We start from the raw sequence: 20,068 nt of genomic DNA, 5'->3' as shown, positions 1-20,068 counted from the left end.
TTATACTTTCGCGTCAACTTTCACCATGCCGTAAGAGGTGATGGCGTTCCACATCGTTTCCGGGATGTCGAGCTTGCCGACCAGTTCTGGCGGGATTGTTTCGTTGATCTCCGCTTCTTTTCCTTGCTTTACTTTCTCGGTCCATTCCGGATCGACAAGTGCTTGGCGGCCCATGACGACGATGTCCGCTCCTTCTTCAAGCGCGGCTACTGCGTGTTCAGGCTGCGTGACGCCACCGACTACAACAAATGCGACGCGGCCGTCGATTTGCTTCGACATGATTTCGACGATGCTGTCTCCGTCTTCCATGCCGCGCGGTGCCTTTTTAAAGTCCATGAGCGATACGTGGATATAATGGATGCCGCCTTCGATCAACAGTTCGACCAATTGTTTCGTTTCTTCGATCGTATAGCCAACCGAGTCTGCATTGTTTTCTTCTGGTGACAAACGATAGCCGATGATAAAGCTATCATCTGCATGTTTCGCAGCGACTTGTTTCACTTCATCCAATACGGCGACGCCGAATTTCAAACGGTTTTCCAAGCTGCCGCCCCACTCGTCTTCGCGCTGGTTGAATGTGGCCGAGACGAATTGCTGGATCAAGTACGTGTTGGCGCCGTGGATTTCCACGCCGTCAAATCCAGCTTCAATCGCGCGGCGCGTCGTTTCGCCGAAGTCACGGATGATGGCTGTGATTTCTTCTCCGGTCAACGCACGCGGTGTCGGCTTGTCCGCAGATTCTGCGATGGCACTCGGTGCGACCGTTTCACGGGCTTGAATCAAATCCGGCTGCCCTTGGCGTCCACCATGCTGCATTTGCAGGATGGCTTTGCTGCCTTGTGATTTCATTTCAGTCGCGAGTTGCTTCAAGCGCGGCATGACGTCATCTTTGAATGCGACGAATTGGTTCGGAAAGGCGATGCCGTTTTCCGAAACCGCGGTGCAGGCAGAGACGAACAGGCTGCCGAGACCGGCGCGGCGCTGGTAATATTCCAGTTCGGCATCCGATACGGTGCCGTCCGGATTTCCTGAGTATGTAGTCATCGGGGCGACGCCTAAACGGTCGGACAGAACGACGCCGTTCGGCAACGTGATTTCTTCGAATAATGGTTTGTATTGCGGGTTCATGGAATGGCCTCTTTTCTTTAAGTTAAAGTTAGTTATATCAAAATATCATAGGATTAGGGCAACTACAAGAATACAAGCTCGGCAAGCCGGAACTTTTGTTTCCTTTCTTTGGAAGTGGTACGATTTTCTGTGCACATATCTTCCAAGGAGGAATCTATATGACACCAAACACAACCAAAGAAATCCAATTGGCGAACCGCCCTGAAGGCACGCCGACTGACAAGGACTTTAATTTTGTCGAAAAAGAGATTCCGGCAATCGGAACGGATGAATTATTGCTGAAAACTTTATACCTTTCCGTCGACCCGTATATGCGCGGCCGCATGAAAGACCAGAAATCCTATGTGGCGCCGTTCGAATTGAACAAAGCGATTACCGGCGGCGTCCTCGCGGAAGTCATCGAGTCGAAATCCGATAAGTTCAAGCAAGGCGATATCGTCAACGGCACCCTCGACTGGGCACAGTACAATGTTGCAGCTGCGAAATCGGTACAGAAAGTGGACCCATCTATTGCACCAATTACTACACGCCTCGGCATTCTCGGACTGACTGGCCTAACGGCTTATTTCGGCCTGCTCGATATCGGCAAGCCGCAACAAGGTGAAACGGTCGTCGTCTCCGGCGCAGCAGGAGCTGTCGGTTCGGTCGTCGGGCAGATCGCCAAACTGAAAGGCGCACACGTCGTCGGCATCGCAGGTTCGCAGGATAAAATCGATTACTTGATCAATGAACTCGGATTCGACGCAGCCGTCAATTACAAAGACGATAACTTCAAAGAAGCGTTCAAAAAAGCCATCCCGAACGGCGTTGACGTCTATTTCGACAATGTCGGCGGCGAGGTATCGGACGCGGTCATTTTTGAAATCAACCGCAACGCACGCGTCGTCTTGTGCGGCGCCATTTCGGCTTACAACAACCCGCAGGCGGACATCGGCCCGCGCATCCAGTGGAAATTCATCACGACCAGCTCGATGATGAAAGGCTTCACGCTCGGCGATTACGCACATGATTTCAAAACCGGCGCACAAGAGCTTGGCAAATGGCTACAAGAAGGCAAGCTGAAATACGAAGAAACAATCGTAGAAGGCTTCGAGAAAACACCGGAAGCATTCCTCGGCCTATTCGAAGGCAGCAACCTAGGCAAGCAATTGGTGAAAGTGGCAGATCCAGAATTCGCTAAACTGTAAATCTCACTTTCTTCTATAGAAACACAAAAGCTGAAGCGGGAACCTGAATGGGTTCCCGCTTCAGCTTTTTAGAGTATATAAAAAAGGAGGCTTTATGCACAACAAAACTAATCAATTATGAGAGCAATTTTTTGAAGAATCTGCACTCACCAGTGTAGTGGAAGCCGGCGACTCCAGCGGGAGCAGTGACGCAGTGACGCAGCGAAGCGAAGGAGCGACACGAGCCGAAGACCCTGCAGGAGCGATAGCGACGAAGCGGCTGAGGCCGTGCCCGCGGAAAGCGTCCGGCTGGAACGAAACGTAAAAAAGTTGAAACTAGAAAACCTTTAAAAATTTTCTGCTTCAGCTTTTTTTCATATCACACCGTTTTCTTTTCAGCAACTTCTCCTGAATAGGCGGCATGGTAAATTGCATAAATATCTTCTCTCTCAAGCGGCATCGGGCTTCTCGCGAGAATCCTTGTTTGCTTGATGCCATCGTCCGCCAAGCTGTCCAAGGCGTCTTCCCCAATATCGAAGCCCTTCAGCGACACCGGAATATTCACGTCGGCGACGAGTTTTTTCAACTCTTCGACGCATGTATAGGAAGCTTGTTGTTCATCCAATTCCGTGACGTTGACGCCCATCGCTTCGACGATGTCCTTCATTCTTTTCTCACAGCTCGGGCGTATATAGCCCATAACATACGGAAGCAAGACGGCATTGGATTCACCGTGCGAAATATGGAACTGGCCGCCAAGCGGATACGCCAAAGCATGCACACCAGCAACGCCGGCATTGAAGAACGCCAATCCGGCCAAATAACTTCCGTAGCTCATATTCGTCCGCGCTTCCTTGTTTTCGCCGTCGTTGACTGCCGTGCGGATTGACCCGCTGATCAAACGGATCGCCTGCAGTGCCAAGCCGTCCGTCACCGGGTTGGCGTTTTTCGATACGTAAGCTTCCACTGCATGTGTCAATGCATCGATCCCTGTCGCTGCCGTCACTTTCGGCGGCAAGGAGACCGTCAATTCCGGGTCGACGATCGCCACATCCGGCAATAAATAATCATGCGTCACAACATCTTTCGTGGATTCCAATGACAATACGGCGATATTGGTCACTTCAGAACCGGTCCCAGAAGTCGTCGGAATCAAGATTTTTGGGATGCCTTTATCAACAAGCTCACGTTCACCCGTCAGATTCAGATAGTCGGCCACTTTTCCTTCATGTGTCGCGAGGACGCCTGCTAATTTCGCCAGGTCCAGCGCACTGCCTCCGCCAAGGCCAATAACCAAGTCGAACCTATTCTCCTTCGTGTACGCTACCAGTTTTTCGCCGATTTCCAAAGGCGGTTCCGGCACGACTTCTGTGTAGATGCTCGTCTGCCAACCTTTCGCTTCCAGCGGCTCAACGATTTTGTCCGTCATGCCCAACTCCACCAAAAACGGGTCGGTGACAATGAGGATATTGCTAGCGTTCAGGCGTTCCGCTTCACTCGTCAACTGCTCCAATGCGCCCCAGCCGGTATAGCTGATTGGCATGAATGTAAGTTTACTCGACACATCATCCACTCCTTTTTATAGTTCATTACGATTGATTCCAGATAACCAACTTCATTTCAGTCATTTCTTCAATTGCGTATTTAAGTCCTTCTTTCCCGTTGCCGCTTTCTTTCACACCGCCATAAGGCATCTGGTCGACACGAAATGTCGGAATATCGTTGATTAGCACACCGCCGACCTGCAGCTTTTTCGATGCGTGGAAGGCTGTCTTGATATCATTTGTGAAAATTCCGGCTTGCAGGCCGAAATCCGAGTTATTGATTTCGTTGATGCCTTGCTCAATCGATTGGATAGCGTTGACGATGACGACAGGCGCAAATACTTCCTGGCACGACACTTTTGAATCTGTTGCTACATTCGACAGGATGGTCGGTTGGAACACGTCATCTTCGACTGTGCCTCCCGCGATTAGCGAGGCCCCTTCATCAATTGATTCCTTCACCCACTGCACAGCCCGTTCTTGTTCTTGTTTGGAGATCATCACTGAAAGATCGGTCTTCGCATCCATTGGGTCTCCGATTGTCAGTTTACCTACCGCCGTTTTAAAGCGTGAGAGGAAATCGTCCATCAAGCTGTCCATAATGTAAATCCGCTGCAAGGAGATGCACACTTGCCCTTGATTCGAAAAGGCACCGGCAATCGCCTTCTCCACAACCACGTCCAGATCGACTCCTTCATCAACGATCATTCCTGCATTTGATCCCAGTTCCAAGGCGACTTTCTTCAGTCCTGCCTTGTCCCGTATGCCTTTGCCGACAGCCGGGCTTCCTGTAAAGGTCACCATTTTCACTTTGTCGCTTTCGACCAATACATCTCCGACTGTTCTGCCGCTGCCCGTGACCAAATTAAATGCACCCTTCGGCAAATCTGTTTGATCCAGAAGTCGAGCCAGGAAAAAAGCGGAGAGCGGGGTTTGGGATGCTGGTTTCAACACGACCGTATTGCCTGCCGCTATCGCCGGCCCGACTTTATGGGCGACCAGATTCTGCGGAAAGTTGAACGGTGTGATTGCCGCTACGACGCCCAAGGGTTCGCGCATCGTGTACGCTAAGCGATTGCTGCCGCCTTTTGCCGCGTCCATCGGGATCATTTCCCCCGACAACCGTTTCGCTTCTTCAGCCGCGAATTTATACGTTTCAATCGTCCGCTCAATTTCCCCTAAGGCAAATTTCAAAGGTTTGGCGGATTCTTGCGCAATGATTTTCGCTGCTTGCTCTTTGTGTTCCATGAAAAGCGAAACCAATTGCTCAAGGATGGCCGCACGCTCATAAGCAGTCAATGCTTCCATGGCCTCCTGTGCATCAGCAGCAGCTTTGATGGCTGCTTCCACCTCTGATACAGAAGCTTTCGGGATTTCACTGATTTTTTCATTGGAGTACGGTGAGAACAACTCTGCGTAGTCTTTCGTTTCTTGCCATTGGCCGTTTATATAAAGTTTCTTTTTCATACATGACATCCTTTCATTCGTTAAGCATTTTCTTTCGTCTCCGGCACGAGGTCTTTCGTGAATGTCTCATCCGATTCATTCTTGAAGAAATCCTTGCCGTAAATCAATAAGCACAATGCGATGCCGACTGGGAATGCCCACGCCGCGCCTTTGATGACTAACACCGCCCCAATGATGCCGGCAATCCCCAAATCGCTTTGGCTTCTCGCTTCCAAAATGCCAACTTTCACACTGACATATCCTTGGATCAATAGCGTCAACGCGAGAGCGATTCCGAGGATCGGCTCAACCAAGCTAACAATCGGTAATAATAATAAGCCAGTATTCGTTCCCCAACGGAAAGAGCCTGCGCCACCAATGAAAGAATCCATCGCTTTTCTGCCATCTTTATAACGCTGAACCACTACGACTTGCATGGCTGCCCATAAAGGTCCGGCCATCGTTACGTCTGGACCTATTACACTCATCGCCGAGTTTCTTGCGCCAAAAATTAAATGCGCGCGGTTCGGATTGTAGTCGAGCTTTTCATCGGGACGCGATAAATCCGCCTCTTTCACTAGCGCTTTCGTCTGCAATACATCACCAAACAAGACGATATAAGCTGCTAATACGGTCGGAATTCCCGTGATAAACAGCATCAATGGAGGAAAGCCTAAACCGAACATTGTGTAGTTTGTCCATAAACCGATAAAGTCAGGCGAGATGAGGCCCCATTCGATGTTTGGCCACGGCGCTTCGCCGAACAGCGGCGCAATGACGATGGCTATGATGATAATCGGGAAAATTCCAAGCTTTCCGACCAGCCCCCAAATCGGATGCGTCGTCTTAAGTTTGTTGAAATGCTTTGAAAACAATAAATAGAAACCGATTCCGACAGCGATTGAAATCGTCCATGGGAAGGTCTCGAAACGGCCGCCCACTTCGAAAATCGAAACGACGGCGGCAAAACCGGCACCGAGTATGATTCCGGCTCTAATGGCGGAAGGAATGCTGGATACCACTTTAGCCGCTAAACCGGTCGATCCGAGAAGAATCGCAAACACCCCTAAGGTCATCTGAAAAGCGATTAACGCGTGCACCCTCTCCGGCCCTTCCGGAAATTGCATGCAATACAACATGATCAGCGGAATCGCTGGCGTAATCCATCCCGGTACTGCTGGATCTCCGAGTAGATGGTGCAGCAAATAAAAGGCCCCGTTCAGCAATACAATGGCTAAAGCTACTTCAAAAGGCATCCCGAGCAATTCGATCAATAGCGGAATCGCCGCTAAATCGACTGCACACATTAACAGGCCTTGCACATAATCCGGCCATTCAAATCGGTAATGAATAAAAGGCAAACGAATTTTAAACGGCCCAGCTGGAATAAATGGTGATTCTTCACCAAACTCACGCTCTTTCCACTTCATAAACATCCCCCAGTTTCTGATTGAAATTAATACCCCTTTGATATCAGGATGGATTTTAAGCCATCCTCCCACAAAAAATGAAAGCGCCATCATTAATTAACTAGAATAAATGGTTACGTAACCATTTTCGCGTTAAAAAAAGGGCTCATACCCTCCTTCTTTCAATTGTTGTCTTTCTTTCGAATAGTCTAACAGCTTTTGTGATTTGAATACAAGGTTTATTTTTTTGATGAATCATGTCAATCAGCGTTTCGATGGCTAATTGCCCCAGGTTCGCCGTCGAGGAAATGCCGACCGTTGTTAAGTTAATGGAGGCATGCTGGCCGATTTCCACATTATCGATGCCGATGATGCTAATATCTTCCGGCACGCGATAGCCTGCTGAAATATAGAAATCCATCATTTGGATAGCGATAGCATCTGTCGCTGCATAAATAGCCGTCGGTTTTTCCTTGAGCATTTCCATTTTCAAAAAAGTTTCATGCAGCTGTTCTTTGCTCGTGTCGGTGAGAAAAACCCGCTCTTGCTCCACTGCGACTCCATTTTTTTGGAACGCTCTTAGAAAGCCGTCGTAGCGGCCTTTGAATGTGCTAATCTCCAGCGGCCCCCCTATCCAGCAAATCGCTTCGTGTCCGAGCGAAAGCAAATAATCCGCAGCCAAAAAACCGGCCTGTTCGTTATCCATTTCCACGAAATTTTTGTTGCTTGCATGTTTTCTGTTGTATGTAATGAAGGGAATTCCCGATTTCTCCAGTTTTTCGAAAATGGGGTCATCCAATAAAATCGAAGACAAGATAATGCCGTCCACTTTGTTTTCAAATATAGAATGATACGTATCGGTAATGTTTTCATTTTTGGAGAAATGAACATTGATTTTAAAGCCGTTTTCGTTGGCGTAATTGACGATCGAAGTTGTCGTTTCCACGAAAAACGGATTGTATAAAGGACCTGAAATCAAAGCGATCGTATCGGTTTTTTGTTGAACAAGCGACCGGGCGTTAGCGTCGGGGATATAATTCAACGCGTCGATGGCAGCCATCACTTTTTTGTAAGTGGGCCCTTTGACTCGATCGGGAGTATTCAAAACACGTGAAACCGTAGTTTGTGAAACACCTGCATATTTTGCAACATCTTTTGATGAAACCATATCGAATCCCCCGGCTTTCATATGTCTTAAATCCTGCATAGATGCCCGCAGCCTGGCAGCATCTGCGGGTTTCTGCATTGTCGTAATGTCCAGAAAAGAAATTATCTTCCATGGGAATTTTACACGAAAACCGGCTTTGGTTAAAGCGCGAGATGAACGGACAGCCTCTCAGAATCCATCAATCGACGATGAAAAACCCGCTGCCCATTTTCAGGACAGCGAGTTTTCTTCCTAATTTATAGCATCTTCTCCAAAGCCATCTTCGCCTCTAGAGCCGTTTGTTCGTCCACTTGGATGCGGTTAAGGACACGCCCTTCCACCAGTTCTTCCAAGATCCACGTGAAATGCGGCAAATCGATGCGGTTCATCGTCAGGCATGGGCACATATATGGGTTCAAGGACACGATGTCGCGGTCCGGATAGTCTTTGATGAGCCGGTTGACGAGATTCATCTCCGTGCCAATCGCCCATTTGGATCCAGGCTCGGACGCTTCGATCATGTCGATGATGTATTTCGTCGAGCCTGCAAAATCAGACGCACTGACCACTTCATAGGTGCATTCAGGGTGTACGAGAATGTTGCGGTCCGGCTCTTTTAGACGTAAATTGTCGACATGTTTCGGCAAGAAGTTCATATGCACCGAGCAATGTCCTTTCCATAAGATCACTTGAACGTCCTCAATGGCGCAGTCGAGTTCAAGCTTTTGCTTGATCGGGTCCCACACGGCCATATGCTCGAGCGGGATGCCAAGTTTCACGGCGGTGTTGCGCCCGAGATGCTGATCGGGCAAGAACAGCATGCGCTGCTTTTGCGATAATGCCCATTCGACCATTTCTTCGGCGTTGGAGGAAGTTACCGTCGCTCCGCCGTTTCTGCCGACAAAAGCTTTGATCGCTGCTGTCGAATTGACGTACGTCAGCGGAACGATCGTGTCGCCGTAAAGTTTCTGCAGCTCTTGCCAAGCGCGCTCGGTTTGGTCGATATTGGCCATATCCGCCATCGAACACCCCGCCCGCATATCCGGCAAAATGACCGCTTGATGCGGTTCGGTTAAAATGTCTGCTGTCTCCGCCATAAAATGGACGCCGCAAAACAGGATATAATCCGCCGTCTGTCTGCCGGCGATTTGGGACAATTGCAGCGAGTCGCCTTTGACATCGGCATACCGGATCACTTCATCTTTTTGGTAATGGTGGCCGAGTATATACAATCGTTCACCGAGTAATGCACACGCGCGCGTTGCCCGTTCATGCAGCTCATCCGTTGTGGCTGTTAAATAACTTTCTGGCATGGCGTCAGCGAGTTGCAGTTCTTCGAGAAAAGAAGTCATTGAGTGAGTACCTCCTTATGGGATAAAGCCAAATTCATGCTGATGTCGATATTCGATACGCTATGCGTCAAAGCACCGATCGAGATGACGTCGACGCCGCTGTCCCGATATTGCGACAGCTTTTCCAAGTCGATGCCGCCAGAAGCTTCCGTGCGGATCGTGTCCGGAACGAGTTGCGCCCAGCGCTTGATCGTGTCCGGTGTCTGATTGTCGAACATGATCGTGTCGGGACGGGCATCGATCGCTTCCAACAATTGCTCTTCGCTTTCGACTTCCACTTCGATCATGACCATATGGCCGAGCGATGCGCGTACTTTTTTTACCGCTTCCGTAATGGATCCGGCCGCTGCGATGTGATTGTCTTTCAGCATCACCGCATCATACAGCCCGTTGCGGTGGTTGAACCCACCGCCTGCACGGACGGCGTATTTTTCGAACATGCGCAGCCCCGGCGTCGTTTTCCGTGTATCGACGATGCGTGTATGACTCGAGCCCAGCGCTTCTACACACTTCGCGGTCAATGTAGCGACCGCACTCATGCGCTGGACCAGATTTAGCATGACGCGTTCCCCCGCCAAAAGCGAAGCGACCGGGCCGCTCAAACGCACGATGGCATCCCCCGATTGAACATGGTCTCCGTCTCGTTTCAACTGTTCCACTTCAACGGAAGGATCAAGCAATTCGTAACCCCATTGGTAGCACTCGAGCCCCGCCACTACGCCGTCTTGTTTCATGCGGACAATCGCTTGTGCGGTATCTGTTTCTTCAAATAACACGGACGACACGTCGCGGTCTCCGACGTCTTCCAATAGAAAAAGCTTTAACGCTTCCTGCGCTTTCATTCGGTTCATAGCACTGTCTCCTTGAATGTAATTTGGCGCTCGCGTATCGACGCGCCGCGCTTTGATAATTCGATAACTTTCCCCGTCCATTGATCGTTCGGTTCCGGGCAGTCGATGCGATAATGGCCGCCTCGGCTTTCCGTGCGCAATAAAGCGGCCGTCGCGATCAGGCTGCTGGCAGTGGCGCGGTGGATTTGTGAAATCACTTGCGTTGGATAATCGCGCAGCGTGACTGTTGGGACGGGATGCTCTTGAATAAAGTTTTTCAGTTTTTCCGGGTGTCTTAATATACCCGCCAGCCGGGTCATTTTTTCTTTCATATCGGTTTCGTCGCTGGGTTTGTAAGTACCGGCTCTTATATGGGCTTGAACTTTCTTTAAGTGCACTGAAAGATCGGTTTCAGGAACCGCGCTTCTACAGATAAATTCAGCAAGACGCTTCCCGAATACCAGCCCTTCAAGCAATGAATTGCTCGCAAGCCGGTTGGCGCCGTGGACGCCGGTCGACGCCACTTCACCAATGGCAAAAAGGCCCGGTACCGATGTCGCGCCGACGCTGTCGGTTTGGACACCGCCCATATGAAAATGGGCACCTGGACGGACCGGCAGTAAATTTATTGCCGGGTCGAGGCCATTGCGCAGACAATTCGCATGGATTGACGGGAACCGTTGCGCAAACCCGTCCAACTGCCTGGCGTCGAGAAATACTGGCCCGTTCTGCTGCCAATGCCATTCGATGGCCCGCGCTACTACATCGCGAGGGGCAAGCTCCATCATTGGATGGATGCCATTCATGATGCGTGTAGCGTTTGCGTCAATTAACAAAGCGCCTTCCCCCCGAACCGCTTCGGATATGAGTCCCCGTGACTCGCCGTTGATGGTCAGCACGGTCGGATGAAATTGGACAAACTCCAAATCTTCGAGCACCGCTCCGGCATGATACGCCAGCGACAATCCGTCGCCTGTCGCCACCGGTGAATTCGATGTTTCTTTGTAGAGCTGCCCGATGCCGCCAGTCGCAAGCACCACGTGTCTCGCACGGATTTCAACGCGTTCACCGACGCTATCGCTGACGAGGACGCCCGTGCAGCGGCCGTCTTCTACAATCAATTCCAGCGCCTGATGATATGCGAAGCGAGTCGCTTTTCCAGCCGTTTCTTCTATTAAAAAACGCATGAGCCTGTTTCCGGTCTGGTCGCCGCCCGCATGCAAAATCCGTCTTGTGCTATGGGCGCCTTCCATTCCGAGAATGGGCAATCCGTTTTCATCAGCATCAAACGGCAGCCCTTCGGAAATCAAGCTTCCCATTATGTCAGATCCTTCACGGACCAAGATCTCGACCCGTTCGGCATCTGCGTGTTCAGCTGCAGCAAGCAGCGTATCCATGGCGTGGGAAGCTGGGCGGTCATCAATACTAAGGCTCGCGGCAATGCCGCCTTGAGCATAGACCGTATTGCCCGTCCCGGCATCTTGTTTCGTCAGCACGGCTATGGAATAACAATCAGGGAGCGAGCGGGCCAACATCAGCCCGGCAGCGCCTCCTCCGATAATGCAAACATCGAACAAAACTTTACACCTTCTTTACAAGTGTCTTGACACTATTAATGACATAAAGATACAGTGATTACAAGAATAAAGTCGGCTATGGAAAGAAGTTGATGGGAAATGATGATTTACTTGGACTCGGCAGCCACGGCTCCGATGAGGCAAGAGGCAATCGACGCTTATGCAGAAGCTGCCAAAAAAGCATTTGGCAACACACAAAGCCTTCACGATGCAGGATCTGCAGCGGCGGAGTATGTCGCTTCTTGCCGCAAGATCTGGGGGCAGCTAATGAACGTACGCGCTGGTGGTATTTATTTCACAGGCAACGCCTCGGAAGCGAACCAGCTGGCGATCCGGTCGTTGTTGAGAGGGCGGCCTGACAAATGCCGAACCATCGTCTCGACGAAACTCGAACACGCTTCCGTGCTCACCACACTTCACGAGCTCGAAAAAGAAGGCTACGTGATCGACTGGATTTCGGTCGATCGTTTCGGCCGCGTAGACATGGATGAGTTCAAGAAGAAAGTGAGCGAGGAAACGGCATTGGTCATTATGCAACTCGTCAATTCGGAGATGGGTGCAGTGCAGCCGGTCGAACAATGCGCTCGCATCGCCCGCACATTCGGCGTTCCGGTCCATTCGGATATTGTGCAAGGTTTCGGCAAGCTCCCTGTTGACCTCGGCGCTATCGGTGTGACGTCCGCTGTTTGTTCGGCGCATAAGATCGGCGGCCCTAAAGGTGTCGGCATCGCTTACCTTGATCCCGCAGCACACTGGGAATCAGTCTACGAAGGAACGACGCATCAAGCGGGGTTTCGGGCAGGTACCATCGACGTACCGGCAATCGTCTCGGCGACAATTGCGGCAAAGCTGGCCGTTCGCGAACAGCCCCACGCTTATGAGCATGCCCGCCAGTTGCAGCAGTATCTTGTGGAACATTTGCCGGAGGGCGTTGTGCTGACGGGCGAGCTTTCATCAAAATCCCCGTTCATTCAGGGACTTGTTTTGCCGCATGTCGAAGGGCAATGGATGATGCTCGCTTGCAATCGGCACCAAATCGCCATTTCCACCGGCACGGCCTGTAAGATCGGTTTCGGAGAAGCGATGTCAGCCATGCTTTCGATGGGCATAGAAAGTGATGCAGCAAGAAAATTCGTCCGCATTTCATTCAACAAAAATACAACGGAACATGAAGTGGAAGCGTTTCTTCAAGTGGTGGCAGATTCTATAGCCAATAAAACGCCAGAATCTGCTCGCCTCCATTGAACGGATTCACTATTCACCTAATTTGATACGTTTGAGCATCAGAAGCCGCAGCGATTGCGGCTTCTTTTTTCTGGAAAATTTTTAGAACCATTTCAAATCTGCTGTGTTGACAAAAAAACAATTACGTTATATGGTTATACACATAAGCATATAACCATTACACCAAATCATTCAAGGAGGTGTTTTCATGATCAACCCATCCGATTCGACAAAGCCATTGTTTTTGCAGATCCGCGAATTGATCGAAGACCAAATCGTTAACGATCAATTAAAAGAAGGCGATCAAGCCCCGTCCACCAATCAATTGGTCAATTTTTATAAAATCAATCACGCAACTGTCTCAAAAGGCATTACTCAGCTCGTCGATGAAGGAATACTATTTAAAAAGCGAGGGATCGGCATGTTTGTAGCAGAAGGTGCGAAGAAAACTTTAGTCAAGCAACGCAAAAAAGCATTTGTCGACAATTACGTCACCGGACTCATCCAAGAAGCCGAAAAGCTAGGAATCACAGAAGACGAAATCATCGAACTGATCAAATCCACGAAAGGACGTGATGCATGATGACAGCTTCAGTCCAGCTCAATCACGTAACATTGAAATTCAAAAAGTTTGAAGCCTTGAAAGATGTATCGCTGACATTGGAAGCGGGAAAAATCCATGGGTTGATCGGCCGAAATGGCGCCGGTAAGACCTCTTTGTTGTCGTTAATTGCCGCTTTTCGCCAACCTACATTCGGCGAGATTTTAATCGACGGCTCCCCGGTATTTGAGAATCCGGAAAAGATGGAGCAAGTTGCTTTCGTCTACGACAAGGACTATAAGGAGGAAACCGAGAAAGCGAAAAAGTTAATCGCACTTGCCTCCCATTACCGCCCCCACTTTGACATGGAGTACGCAGAACAATTGATCGAACGTTTCAAACTACCGGTCAACAAACCTGTCAATAAATTATCTAAAGGCATGCAGTCTGCGTTAAACGTTATCATCGGCCTTGCCAGCCGCGCGCCCGTTACGATTTTCGATGAAGCCTATCTCGGCATGGACGCACCGGCACGCGAGATTTTCTATAAAGAGATATTGAAGGATCAGGAAGAACACACCCGGACATTTATTCTCTCGACCCATTTGGTATCAGAGATGGATTATTTGTTCGACCATGTGGTTATCATCGATCAAGGCAAATTGTTATTGAACGAACCATATGAAACCGTGTCATCACGTGGGGCGTCCATCACGGGATCTGCCGAGCAGGTGGATGCATTCACATCTGATATGAAACGCTTAAACGAGCAACAGCTAGGCGGGACCAAATCCGTCATGGTCTATGGCGATCTCGATGACGCCAAACGCCAGGAAGCACATGCGTTAGGACTCGAAATCGGTCCGGTTTCACTTCAAGATCTATTTATCCATTTAACCGAGGAGGCGAACTAATATGGTATCCCAGCGCTATAGAAGAGTTGCAGCCGCTGTCTTTTCCGATATGTGCAAATGGAGTTTGTGGTTTTTCTCAATCCTTTTCGCGATTCATTTGGTAAGAGTGTTTTGGTTGAACAGTGATACCGATCAAATTGAAGGGTTCTTCGTCTTCTCCCAGTATTCCGTAAATATTTTCATGTTGGTTGTAGGGATCATGACCGCTTATGCGTTCATGGGCCGCCACATCCAGCAAGGTCTCAGCCGACGGGATTCTTACGCCGGCACTGCCATCGCTGCTGTCGGCCTGTCTTTATTCGTCACCATCGTTCCACTCGTCATCAACGGGATTCAACATTTTCTTGCTGAGACGGTTGCATTGCCTGTTACTTTGGACACGGCCTCTGCTTTCGAAGCGACAGGCGGCTGGTTTGCGGCTGCCATCGCGCTGTTCCTGAACGTTTTGACTTTCTATTTAGCCGGCTGGCTCATCAGCATTGGCTATTACCGCTTTGGCTGGATCGCCGGCTTCGGGTTTATCGCCTTATCGTTCGTCGTCTTCGGCCTGAATGATTATCTATGGAAGCCTACTACGGCTAATGCAATGGCTTGGCTGCCATATGATCCACTCGATGCGGATTTCTGGTTGACCGCACTTGGATCATCCGTTTTGGTCCTAGTCCTTTTCTTGGCGATGCGGGTGATGACCAAACGCGTCACCATCAAAATGTAAACCTTACTGAAGCCTTGCCCATCGATGCGGCAAGGCTTTTAGACTGCCCTGCTGATGGTGCCGCTTCATATACACTTTGCCTGCTATGGTATGATGGCTACAGAAATTATGCACAAGGAGCTTGCCACATGTTTCTACAAAAGACAGTTGAGAAGCGCAGCCGGCACGATGCACCTGTCCGTGCGCTTTCATTGAAAACCAAAATGATCGCCTTGATCGCTCTGTTAATTGCTGCGGTCTTAGTTGTCGTCGGCTTGTTCTTGAATTATTTCGTCAGCAACGTGACTGAAGATCAGCTGGGCGGTCAAGCCTTAAGCGTGGCTGAAGCGGTGGCACTGAATCCAGAAATCATTGACGCCTTCGATGCCCCGGATCCCTCGGCCATCATCCAGCCGATCGTCTCCCCCATTCTAGAGGCCACCGATGCGCAATTCATCGTGGTCGGCAACGAGGAGGAAATCCGCTATTCGCACCCGAATCCCGAGTTGATTGGAGAAAGAATGGTCGGTGAAGATAACGAGCGTGCGCTGCAGGGCGGCGAATCCTATATCTCGAAAGCGACCGGCACACTCGGCAATTCGTTGCGCGCAAAAGTTCCGGTGATGTCCGATGGAGAAATTGTCGGCGTCGTATCAGTCGGCTTTTTAGCAGGTGATGTTCAATCGCTTGTCGGCCAGTATACGGAAGAAGTCTGGTTGATGCTCTTCATTATCGGCTTGGTCGCCTTGTTGATGGCAATTGCCATCGCTTCGTATATTAAGCGCAAGCTGCACGGCCTTGAACCAGAAGAAATCGCCCATCTGCTCATTCAAAAAGAAACGATTTTGCAATCCACGCACGAAGGTATTATTGCCGTGAACGAACAAGGGCGCATTACGCTGATCAACCAAATGGCGCAGCAACTATTGTTCGGCGATAACAAACAGCAGCCTTTGATCGGGCAGCCGATCGAACATGTCTTGCCTTCTTCCGACCTTCCAGACATCCTGGCGCATGGCGAAAGCCGTTATGACAAAGAACGCGTTTACGGAGAGCACCATGTCTACGTCAACTCGAGCCCGATTTATTCCGACCAATCGCTCGCCGGCGCCGTCTCGACGTTCCGTTACAAAACGGAAATCGACCAATTGACAAAAGAATTATTTCAAGTAAAGCAATACGCCAATGCACTGCGAGCACAAACCCACGAATTTTCCAATAAACTGTATACGATTTCCGGTTTGCTTCATTTGAATAAAAAACAAGACGCGCTCGACTTTATCCGCACCGAGCATGGCATCCAGCTCGACTGGTCGCGCCAGCTAGCTGGCCAAGTGACGGACCCGTTGATTAGCGGACTATTGTTCGGTAAAATCCACCAAGCGCGAGAGCAACAAGTGCAATTGTCGATCGATCCCGAAAGCAGTCTCCTGGTGGAGTTATCCGACTCGCAGCGACAGGCGCTTCTTTCGGCGATCGGCAACTTGGCCGATAATGCCTTGGATGCGGTGAAACAGCAGCTGTCTGATAAACGTCATATTTCCCTCGTCTTCACCGATTTCGGAGACGACATCGTCTTTGAAATCGATGACTCCGGCCCAGGCATCCCACCTGAACATGTGCCTAATCTTTTTGACGAAGGCTTTTCATCTAAAAACAGTGCGGGCCGCGGATTTGGTTTGAGCACGACGAAACGGCTCGCGGAAGCTGCGAACGGCGAAGTGCATCTCGAGGAAAGTGAGCTCGGCGGTGCGTGCTTCGTTGTATCTTTACCGAAAGAGGCGAACCAAACATGAACGAGTTACTGCATGTCTTTATCATAGAAGATGATTTCCGGGTGGCGGACATCAACCGGGAAATCGCCAGCCAAGTCGAAGGCCTCACCGTCAGCGACATGGCCAAAACCGGTGACGAGGCGATGGCTTTTTTACGCAGCACCAGCCACTTGCCGGATTTGATTCTGCTTGATATGTACATCCCGGACCGTCGCGGGCTCGAACTTTTCTGGGAAATCCGCACACAATTCCCGCGCGTAGCGATCATCATGCTGACGGCGGCGACAGATCGCGAGACCATCAGTGAAACCGTCCGCGGCGGAATTTTTGACTATTTGATCAAGCCTATTGATTTTAGCCGGTTTACTCTGGCACTCGAGCGTTTCCGTGATCAGTGGCTGGCACTTGGCGATAAGGACGAATGGGAACAGGCGGATATCGACCGGTTATTTGGTATCTCGCCGCCCGCTCTCACTAATCTTGAAACAGATGCGCCTGAAAGTTTGCCAAAAGGCATCGATCAATTGACATTGGACGGAATACGCAAGTTTCTCGGTGCTTCAGCAAAAGACGGCATCAATGCGATGGAAGCCGGAAAAGCCGTCGGCGTCAGCCGTTCCACCGCCAGGCGCTATCTTGAACATTTGGTCGCAAGCGGCGAAGCAAAAGCACAATTGAATTACGGGGAAATCGGCCGCCCGGAACGCCGCTATATCCCGTGGACAAAATGAACAAAACTACCAAAACGCTCTTTAGTCGCCTTAAGTGAATAATCTTATTTTTCAAATCCCTCTATGCTAAGTTGTTATTTATAACTTAAAAGTCGAGGGATTTATTTTTTACGCCATTATGTATGCGTTTACAAAATAACCCTCCTATCCATTTTGCACCTAGGGGGAATTCATTATGTTAAGCATTATTGCCTTAATGACGATTGTCGTCATCGTTGCGTTGCTCATCAGTAACAAAATCACGCCCATTGTCGCGCTGGTTCTGGTTCCGATTGTTGCGGCTTTTGTCGCGGGCTTTAATTTTGCCGAAATCGGCGACTTTTTCAATAGCGGCATCGAATCCGTCATCAGTGTCGTCATCATGTTCATCTTTGCCATCCTATTTTTCGGCATCATGCAAGACGTCGGCTTGTTCGACCCGCTCATCAATAAAATGATCGCCGTCTCGAAAGGAAACGTCATCGCAGTAGCAGTCGGAACGGTCTTGATCGCCGCCGTCGCACAGCTCGATGGATCCGGCGCTTCGACTTTCCTCATTACCATCCCGGCGCTCTTGCCTTTATACAAACGCTTGAAAATGAACCCATACCTGTTATTACTATTGATCGGGATGTCGGCAAGCATCATGAACATGATGCCGTGGGCCGGGCCGCTTGGCCGCACCGCTGCCGTGCTCGGCATGGATGTCACCGAATTGTGGCGCCCGCTCATTAAAGTTCAAGTGATCGGGCTGGTGCTATTGATCGGCCTTGCCGTACTGCTTGCCATCCGCGAAAAACGCTTGATCGCCAAACGCGGCGACTTTAATAAAGAGCTTTACCAGGAAGCTGACCCCTTAGTGGAAGGCGCCGAAGACGAGAGATCATTAAAAGCTGCCGCTTTGCGGCGCCCGAAACTGCTATGGGCCAATGCCTTATTGGCACTTTCTGTCATTGGCGTCCTCGTGTGGGGCGTCATCCCGGCAGGACTCGCTTTCATGATCGGCGTCAGTATCGCCTTGCCGCTCAATTACCCAAATATGAAAGACCAGATGGAACGCATCAAAGACCATGCGCCGAACGCACTCTTGATGGCCGCAATCATTCTTGCCGCCGGATCGTTCCTCGGCATTTTGGAAGGCACTTTGATGCTCGACTCGCTCGCGAATGACCTCGTGACGATTCTGCCGGCCTTTGTCATTCCTTATTTGCATTTGATCATCGGATTTTTCGGCGTACCGTTTGATTTGCTGCTCAGCACCGACGCCTATTACTTCGCGCTATTGCCGATCGTCGAACAAGTCGTCACAGGCTTTGGCGTATCTTCACTGTCGGCCGCTTATGCCATGGTCATCGGCAATGTCATCGGCACGTTCGTCAGCCCGTTCTCCCCTGCACTTTGGCTCGCACTCGGCCTTGCGGGACTCGAGATGGGACGTCACATCCGCTATTCGCTCTTCATCATGTGGGGCTTTAGCATCGTCTTGCTCGTGATTTCTGTCTTAATCGGTGTCGTATAAGAAAAGCTGTTCCACAGACGATTTTTTTCGTCTGTGGAACAGCTTTTTAATTGATTATTTAACGGATTGCCCCGTGCGGTAAAATGGCGTGGACCCCTTTGACACCGTTGACGATTTGAGTGACGTGCAAATCGACGGCGACACTTGCGAGCGCAACCGCTTCGGTTTTTGAAACCGCATGAAATTGCTGGATCAAACCGGCCATTTCATCAAGCGCAGTCGCTGCCGCTTGATTCAAGTCCTCATCAAAGCCGAACGTCACCCATCCGGACGGCGTCTTCGCTTTGGGCATATTGAGTGTCATTTCCGGATGAAGGATGACGGTCAGGCTGGCGCAATCCATCGGGCATTCGATTGCGGTGCCTGAATTCTCACCGTCGCCTTGCAGCGCGTGACCGTCGCCGAACGACAGCAGCGCCCCTTCCACTTCAACCGGCAAAAACAACGAACTGCCTTTGACCAGTTCCTTGCAGTCGATATTGCCGCCTGTCCGGTATGGCGGGGACGTGCGGTGCATACCCGGCACTCCCGGTGCCAAGCCGATGAGCCCGAGAAACGGCGATAAGGCCACGCTGAAGTTCTTGCCGGATAATGTGCAGCTGCCGGTCATTTGTTCCGGATCGAGTTTCCAGTCCACTTTGAGGCGCTCGCTGTCGGCGATGCCGAGCATATGGTTTTGCCAAGCCGGCGTGCCGCCCGCCCAGTTGCGCCCGTACCAGCCAGGTATCGTTTCGTTGATGCGCACTTCGATGACCATGCCCGGTTTGGCGCCTTCGATGGCAATCGGCCCGATGAGCGGATGGCCCAGCGTTGCTTCGTTCTCGCGTGAGCTGTAAATTGTCCGCTCTTCGCTTTCATGCGCTGAATAGCCCCACTGGATATCCGGCGTTTTTGCCTCGATGGAGTCTCCGGATCGGACGATCAGGATCGGCTTGTATTCCTTATTGAACGAAGAATGGAGATGTTCGGACTTTAACTCGATTGTATGGTTCATAAGTTTCCCCTTCCTGATGTGTAGTTCATTTGATTATACCGGAAACCGTAAACGCGCAAAGCATGTTGGAATCGAGCCAGAAATCAAAAAAACCTGCC

17 protein-coding genes are annotated in these 20,068 nt (G+C 50.4%); 8 read left to right on the top strand and 9 right to left on the bottom strand.

The features are described from left to right. A complete protein-coding gene (locus ACFO5U_RS15685) occupies positions 1-1,128 on the bottom strand; it encodes an NADH-dependent flavin oxidoreductase (protein ID WP_377280024.1) in 1,128 nt (375 codons plus the stop codon). Positions 1,129-1,286: 158 nt separating this feature from the next. Here ACFO5U_RS15685 and ACFO5U_RS15680 point away from each other — a divergent pair, with 158 nt between their 5' ends. Next, positions 1,287-2,315 (top strand): NADP-dependent oxidoreductase, encoded by a 1,029-nt coding sequence (locus ACFO5U_RS15680; RefSeq protein WP_377280023.1) that lies wholly within the window; start codon positions 1,287-1,289, stop codon positions 2,313-2,315. Positions 2,316-2,673: 358 nt separating this feature from the next. On the opposite strand, the gene ACFO5U_RS15675 is transcribed toward ACFO5U_RS15680, so the two are convergent. The 7 genes from ACFO5U_RS15675 to nadB form a co-directional block, all read right to left on the bottom strand. Beyond that, entirely contained in the window at positions 2,674-3,837 is a 1,164-nt protein-coding gene (locus ACFO5U_RS15675; protein WP_377280150.1) for an iron-containing alcohol dehydrogenase, read from the bottom strand. A gap of 46 nt (positions 3,838-3,883) precedes the next feature. After that, the gene (locus ACFO5U_RS15670) at positions 3,884-5,305 is read right to left on the bottom strand and encodes an aldehyde dehydrogenase family protein (RefSeq protein WP_377280022.1); all 1,422 of its coding nucleotides are present in this window, start codon (positions 5,303-5,305) and stop codon (positions 3,884-3,886) included. Between the two features lie 20 nt (positions 5,306-5,325). Then, positions 5,326-6,714 (bottom strand): hypothetical protein, encoded by a 1,389-nt coding sequence (locus tag ACFO5U_RS15665; protein ID WP_377280021.1) that lies wholly within the window; start codon positions 6,712-6,714, stop codon positions 5,326-5,328. Positions 6,715-6,859: 145 nt separating this feature from the next. After that, positions 6,860-7,861: a LacI family DNA-binding transcriptional regulator gene (locus ACFO5U_RS15660; RefSeq protein WP_377280020.1), complete on the bottom strand. Its 1,002-nt coding sequence runs from the start codon at positions 7,859-7,861 to the stop codon at positions 6,860-6,862. A gap of 236 nt (positions 7,862-8,097) precedes the next feature. Continuing rightward, the gene (gene nadA, locus ACFO5U_RS15655; protein WP_377280019.1) at positions 8,098-9,192 is read right to left on the bottom strand and encodes a quinolinate synthase NadA; all 1,095 of its coding nucleotides are present in this window, start codon (positions 9,190-9,192) and stop codon (positions 8,098-8,100) included. Further along, positions 9,189-10,043, bottom strand: a complete 855-nt coding sequence (gene nadC / locus ACFO5U_RS15650) for a carboxylating nicotinate-nucleotide diphosphorylase (protein ID WP_377280018.1) — start codon at positions 10,041-10,043, stop codon at positions 9,189-9,191. The genes nadA and nadC overlap by 4 nt, the downstream gene beginning before the upstream one ends. Then, positions 10,040-11,599 (bottom strand): L-aspartate oxidase, encoded by a 1,560-nt coding sequence (gene nadB, locus ACFO5U_RS15645; RefSeq protein WP_377280017.1) that lies wholly within the window; start codon positions 11,597-11,599, stop codon positions 10,040-10,042. Before nadB ends, nadC begins: the two co-directional genes overlap by 4 nt. A 99-nt stretch (positions 11,600-11,698) precedes the next feature. Between nadB and ACFO5U_RS15640 the strand changes: the two genes are divergently transcribed. The 7 genes from ACFO5U_RS15640 to ACFO5U_RS15610 all read left to right on the top strand — a co-directional run bounded on the left by ACFO5U_RS15640 (position 11,699) and on the right by ACFO5U_RS15610 (position 18,976). After that, positions 11,699-12,844, top strand: a complete 1,146-nt coding sequence (locus ACFO5U_RS15640; RefSeq protein ID WP_377280016.1) for a cysteine desulfurase family protein — start codon at positions 11,699-11,701, stop codon at positions 12,842-12,844. A gap of 187 nt (positions 12,845-13,031) precedes the next feature. Continuing rightward, a complete protein-coding gene (locus ACFO5U_RS15635; RefSeq protein WP_377280015.1) occupies positions 13,032-13,406 on the top strand; it encodes a GntR family transcriptional regulator in 375 nt (124 codons plus the stop codon). After that, positions 13,406-14,278, top strand: a complete 873-nt coding sequence (locus ACFO5U_RS15630) for an ATP-binding cassette domain-containing protein (protein WP_377280149.1) — start codon at positions 13,406-13,408, stop codon at positions 14,276-14,278. The genes ACFO5U_RS15635 and ACFO5U_RS15630 overlap by 1 nt, the downstream gene beginning before the upstream one ends. Position 14,279: 1 nt before the next feature. Continuing rightward, positions 14,280-14,993, top strand: a complete 714-nt coding sequence (locus ACFO5U_RS15625; RefSeq protein ID WP_377280014.1) for a hypothetical protein — start codon at positions 14,280-14,282, stop codon at positions 14,991-14,993. A 128-nt stretch (positions 14,994-15,121) separates the two neighbouring features. After that, positions 15,122-16,768 carry an ATP-binding protein gene (locus ACFO5U_RS15620; RefSeq protein ID WP_377280013.1) on the top strand — a complete coding sequence of 549 codons (1,647 nt, stop codon included), beginning with the start codon at positions 15,122-15,124 and terminating at the stop codon, positions 16,766-16,768. Further along, positions 16,765-17,478 (top strand): response regulator, encoded by a 714-nt coding sequence (locus ACFO5U_RS15615; protein WP_377280012.1) that lies wholly within the window; start codon positions 16,765-16,767, stop codon positions 17,476-17,478. Before ACFO5U_RS15620 ends, ACFO5U_RS15615 begins: the two co-directional genes overlap by 4 nt. A gap of 175 nt (positions 17,479-17,653) precedes the next feature. After that, a complete protein-coding gene (locus ACFO5U_RS15610) occupies positions 17,654-18,976 on the top strand; it encodes a CitMHS family transporter (RefSeq protein WP_377280011.1) in 1,323 nt (440 codons plus the stop codon). Between the two features lie 58 nt (positions 18,977-19,034). On the opposite strand, the gene ACFO5U_RS15605 is transcribed toward ACFO5U_RS15610, so the two are convergent. Then, positions 19,035-19,970 (bottom strand): acetamidase/formamidase family protein, encoded by a 936-nt coding sequence (locus ACFO5U_RS15605; protein ID WP_377280010.1) that lies wholly within the window; start codon positions 19,968-19,970, stop codon positions 19,035-19,037. Positions 19,971-20,068: the final 98 nt, after the last annotated feature.

Origin of the sequence: Planococcus dechangensis (assembly GCF_042654465.1) — a bacterium.
GTDB lineage: Bacteria > Bacillota > Bacilli > Bacillales_A > Planococcaceae > Planococcus > Planococcus dechangensis.
This window is presented reverse-complemented; position numbering and strand designations above follow the sequence as displayed.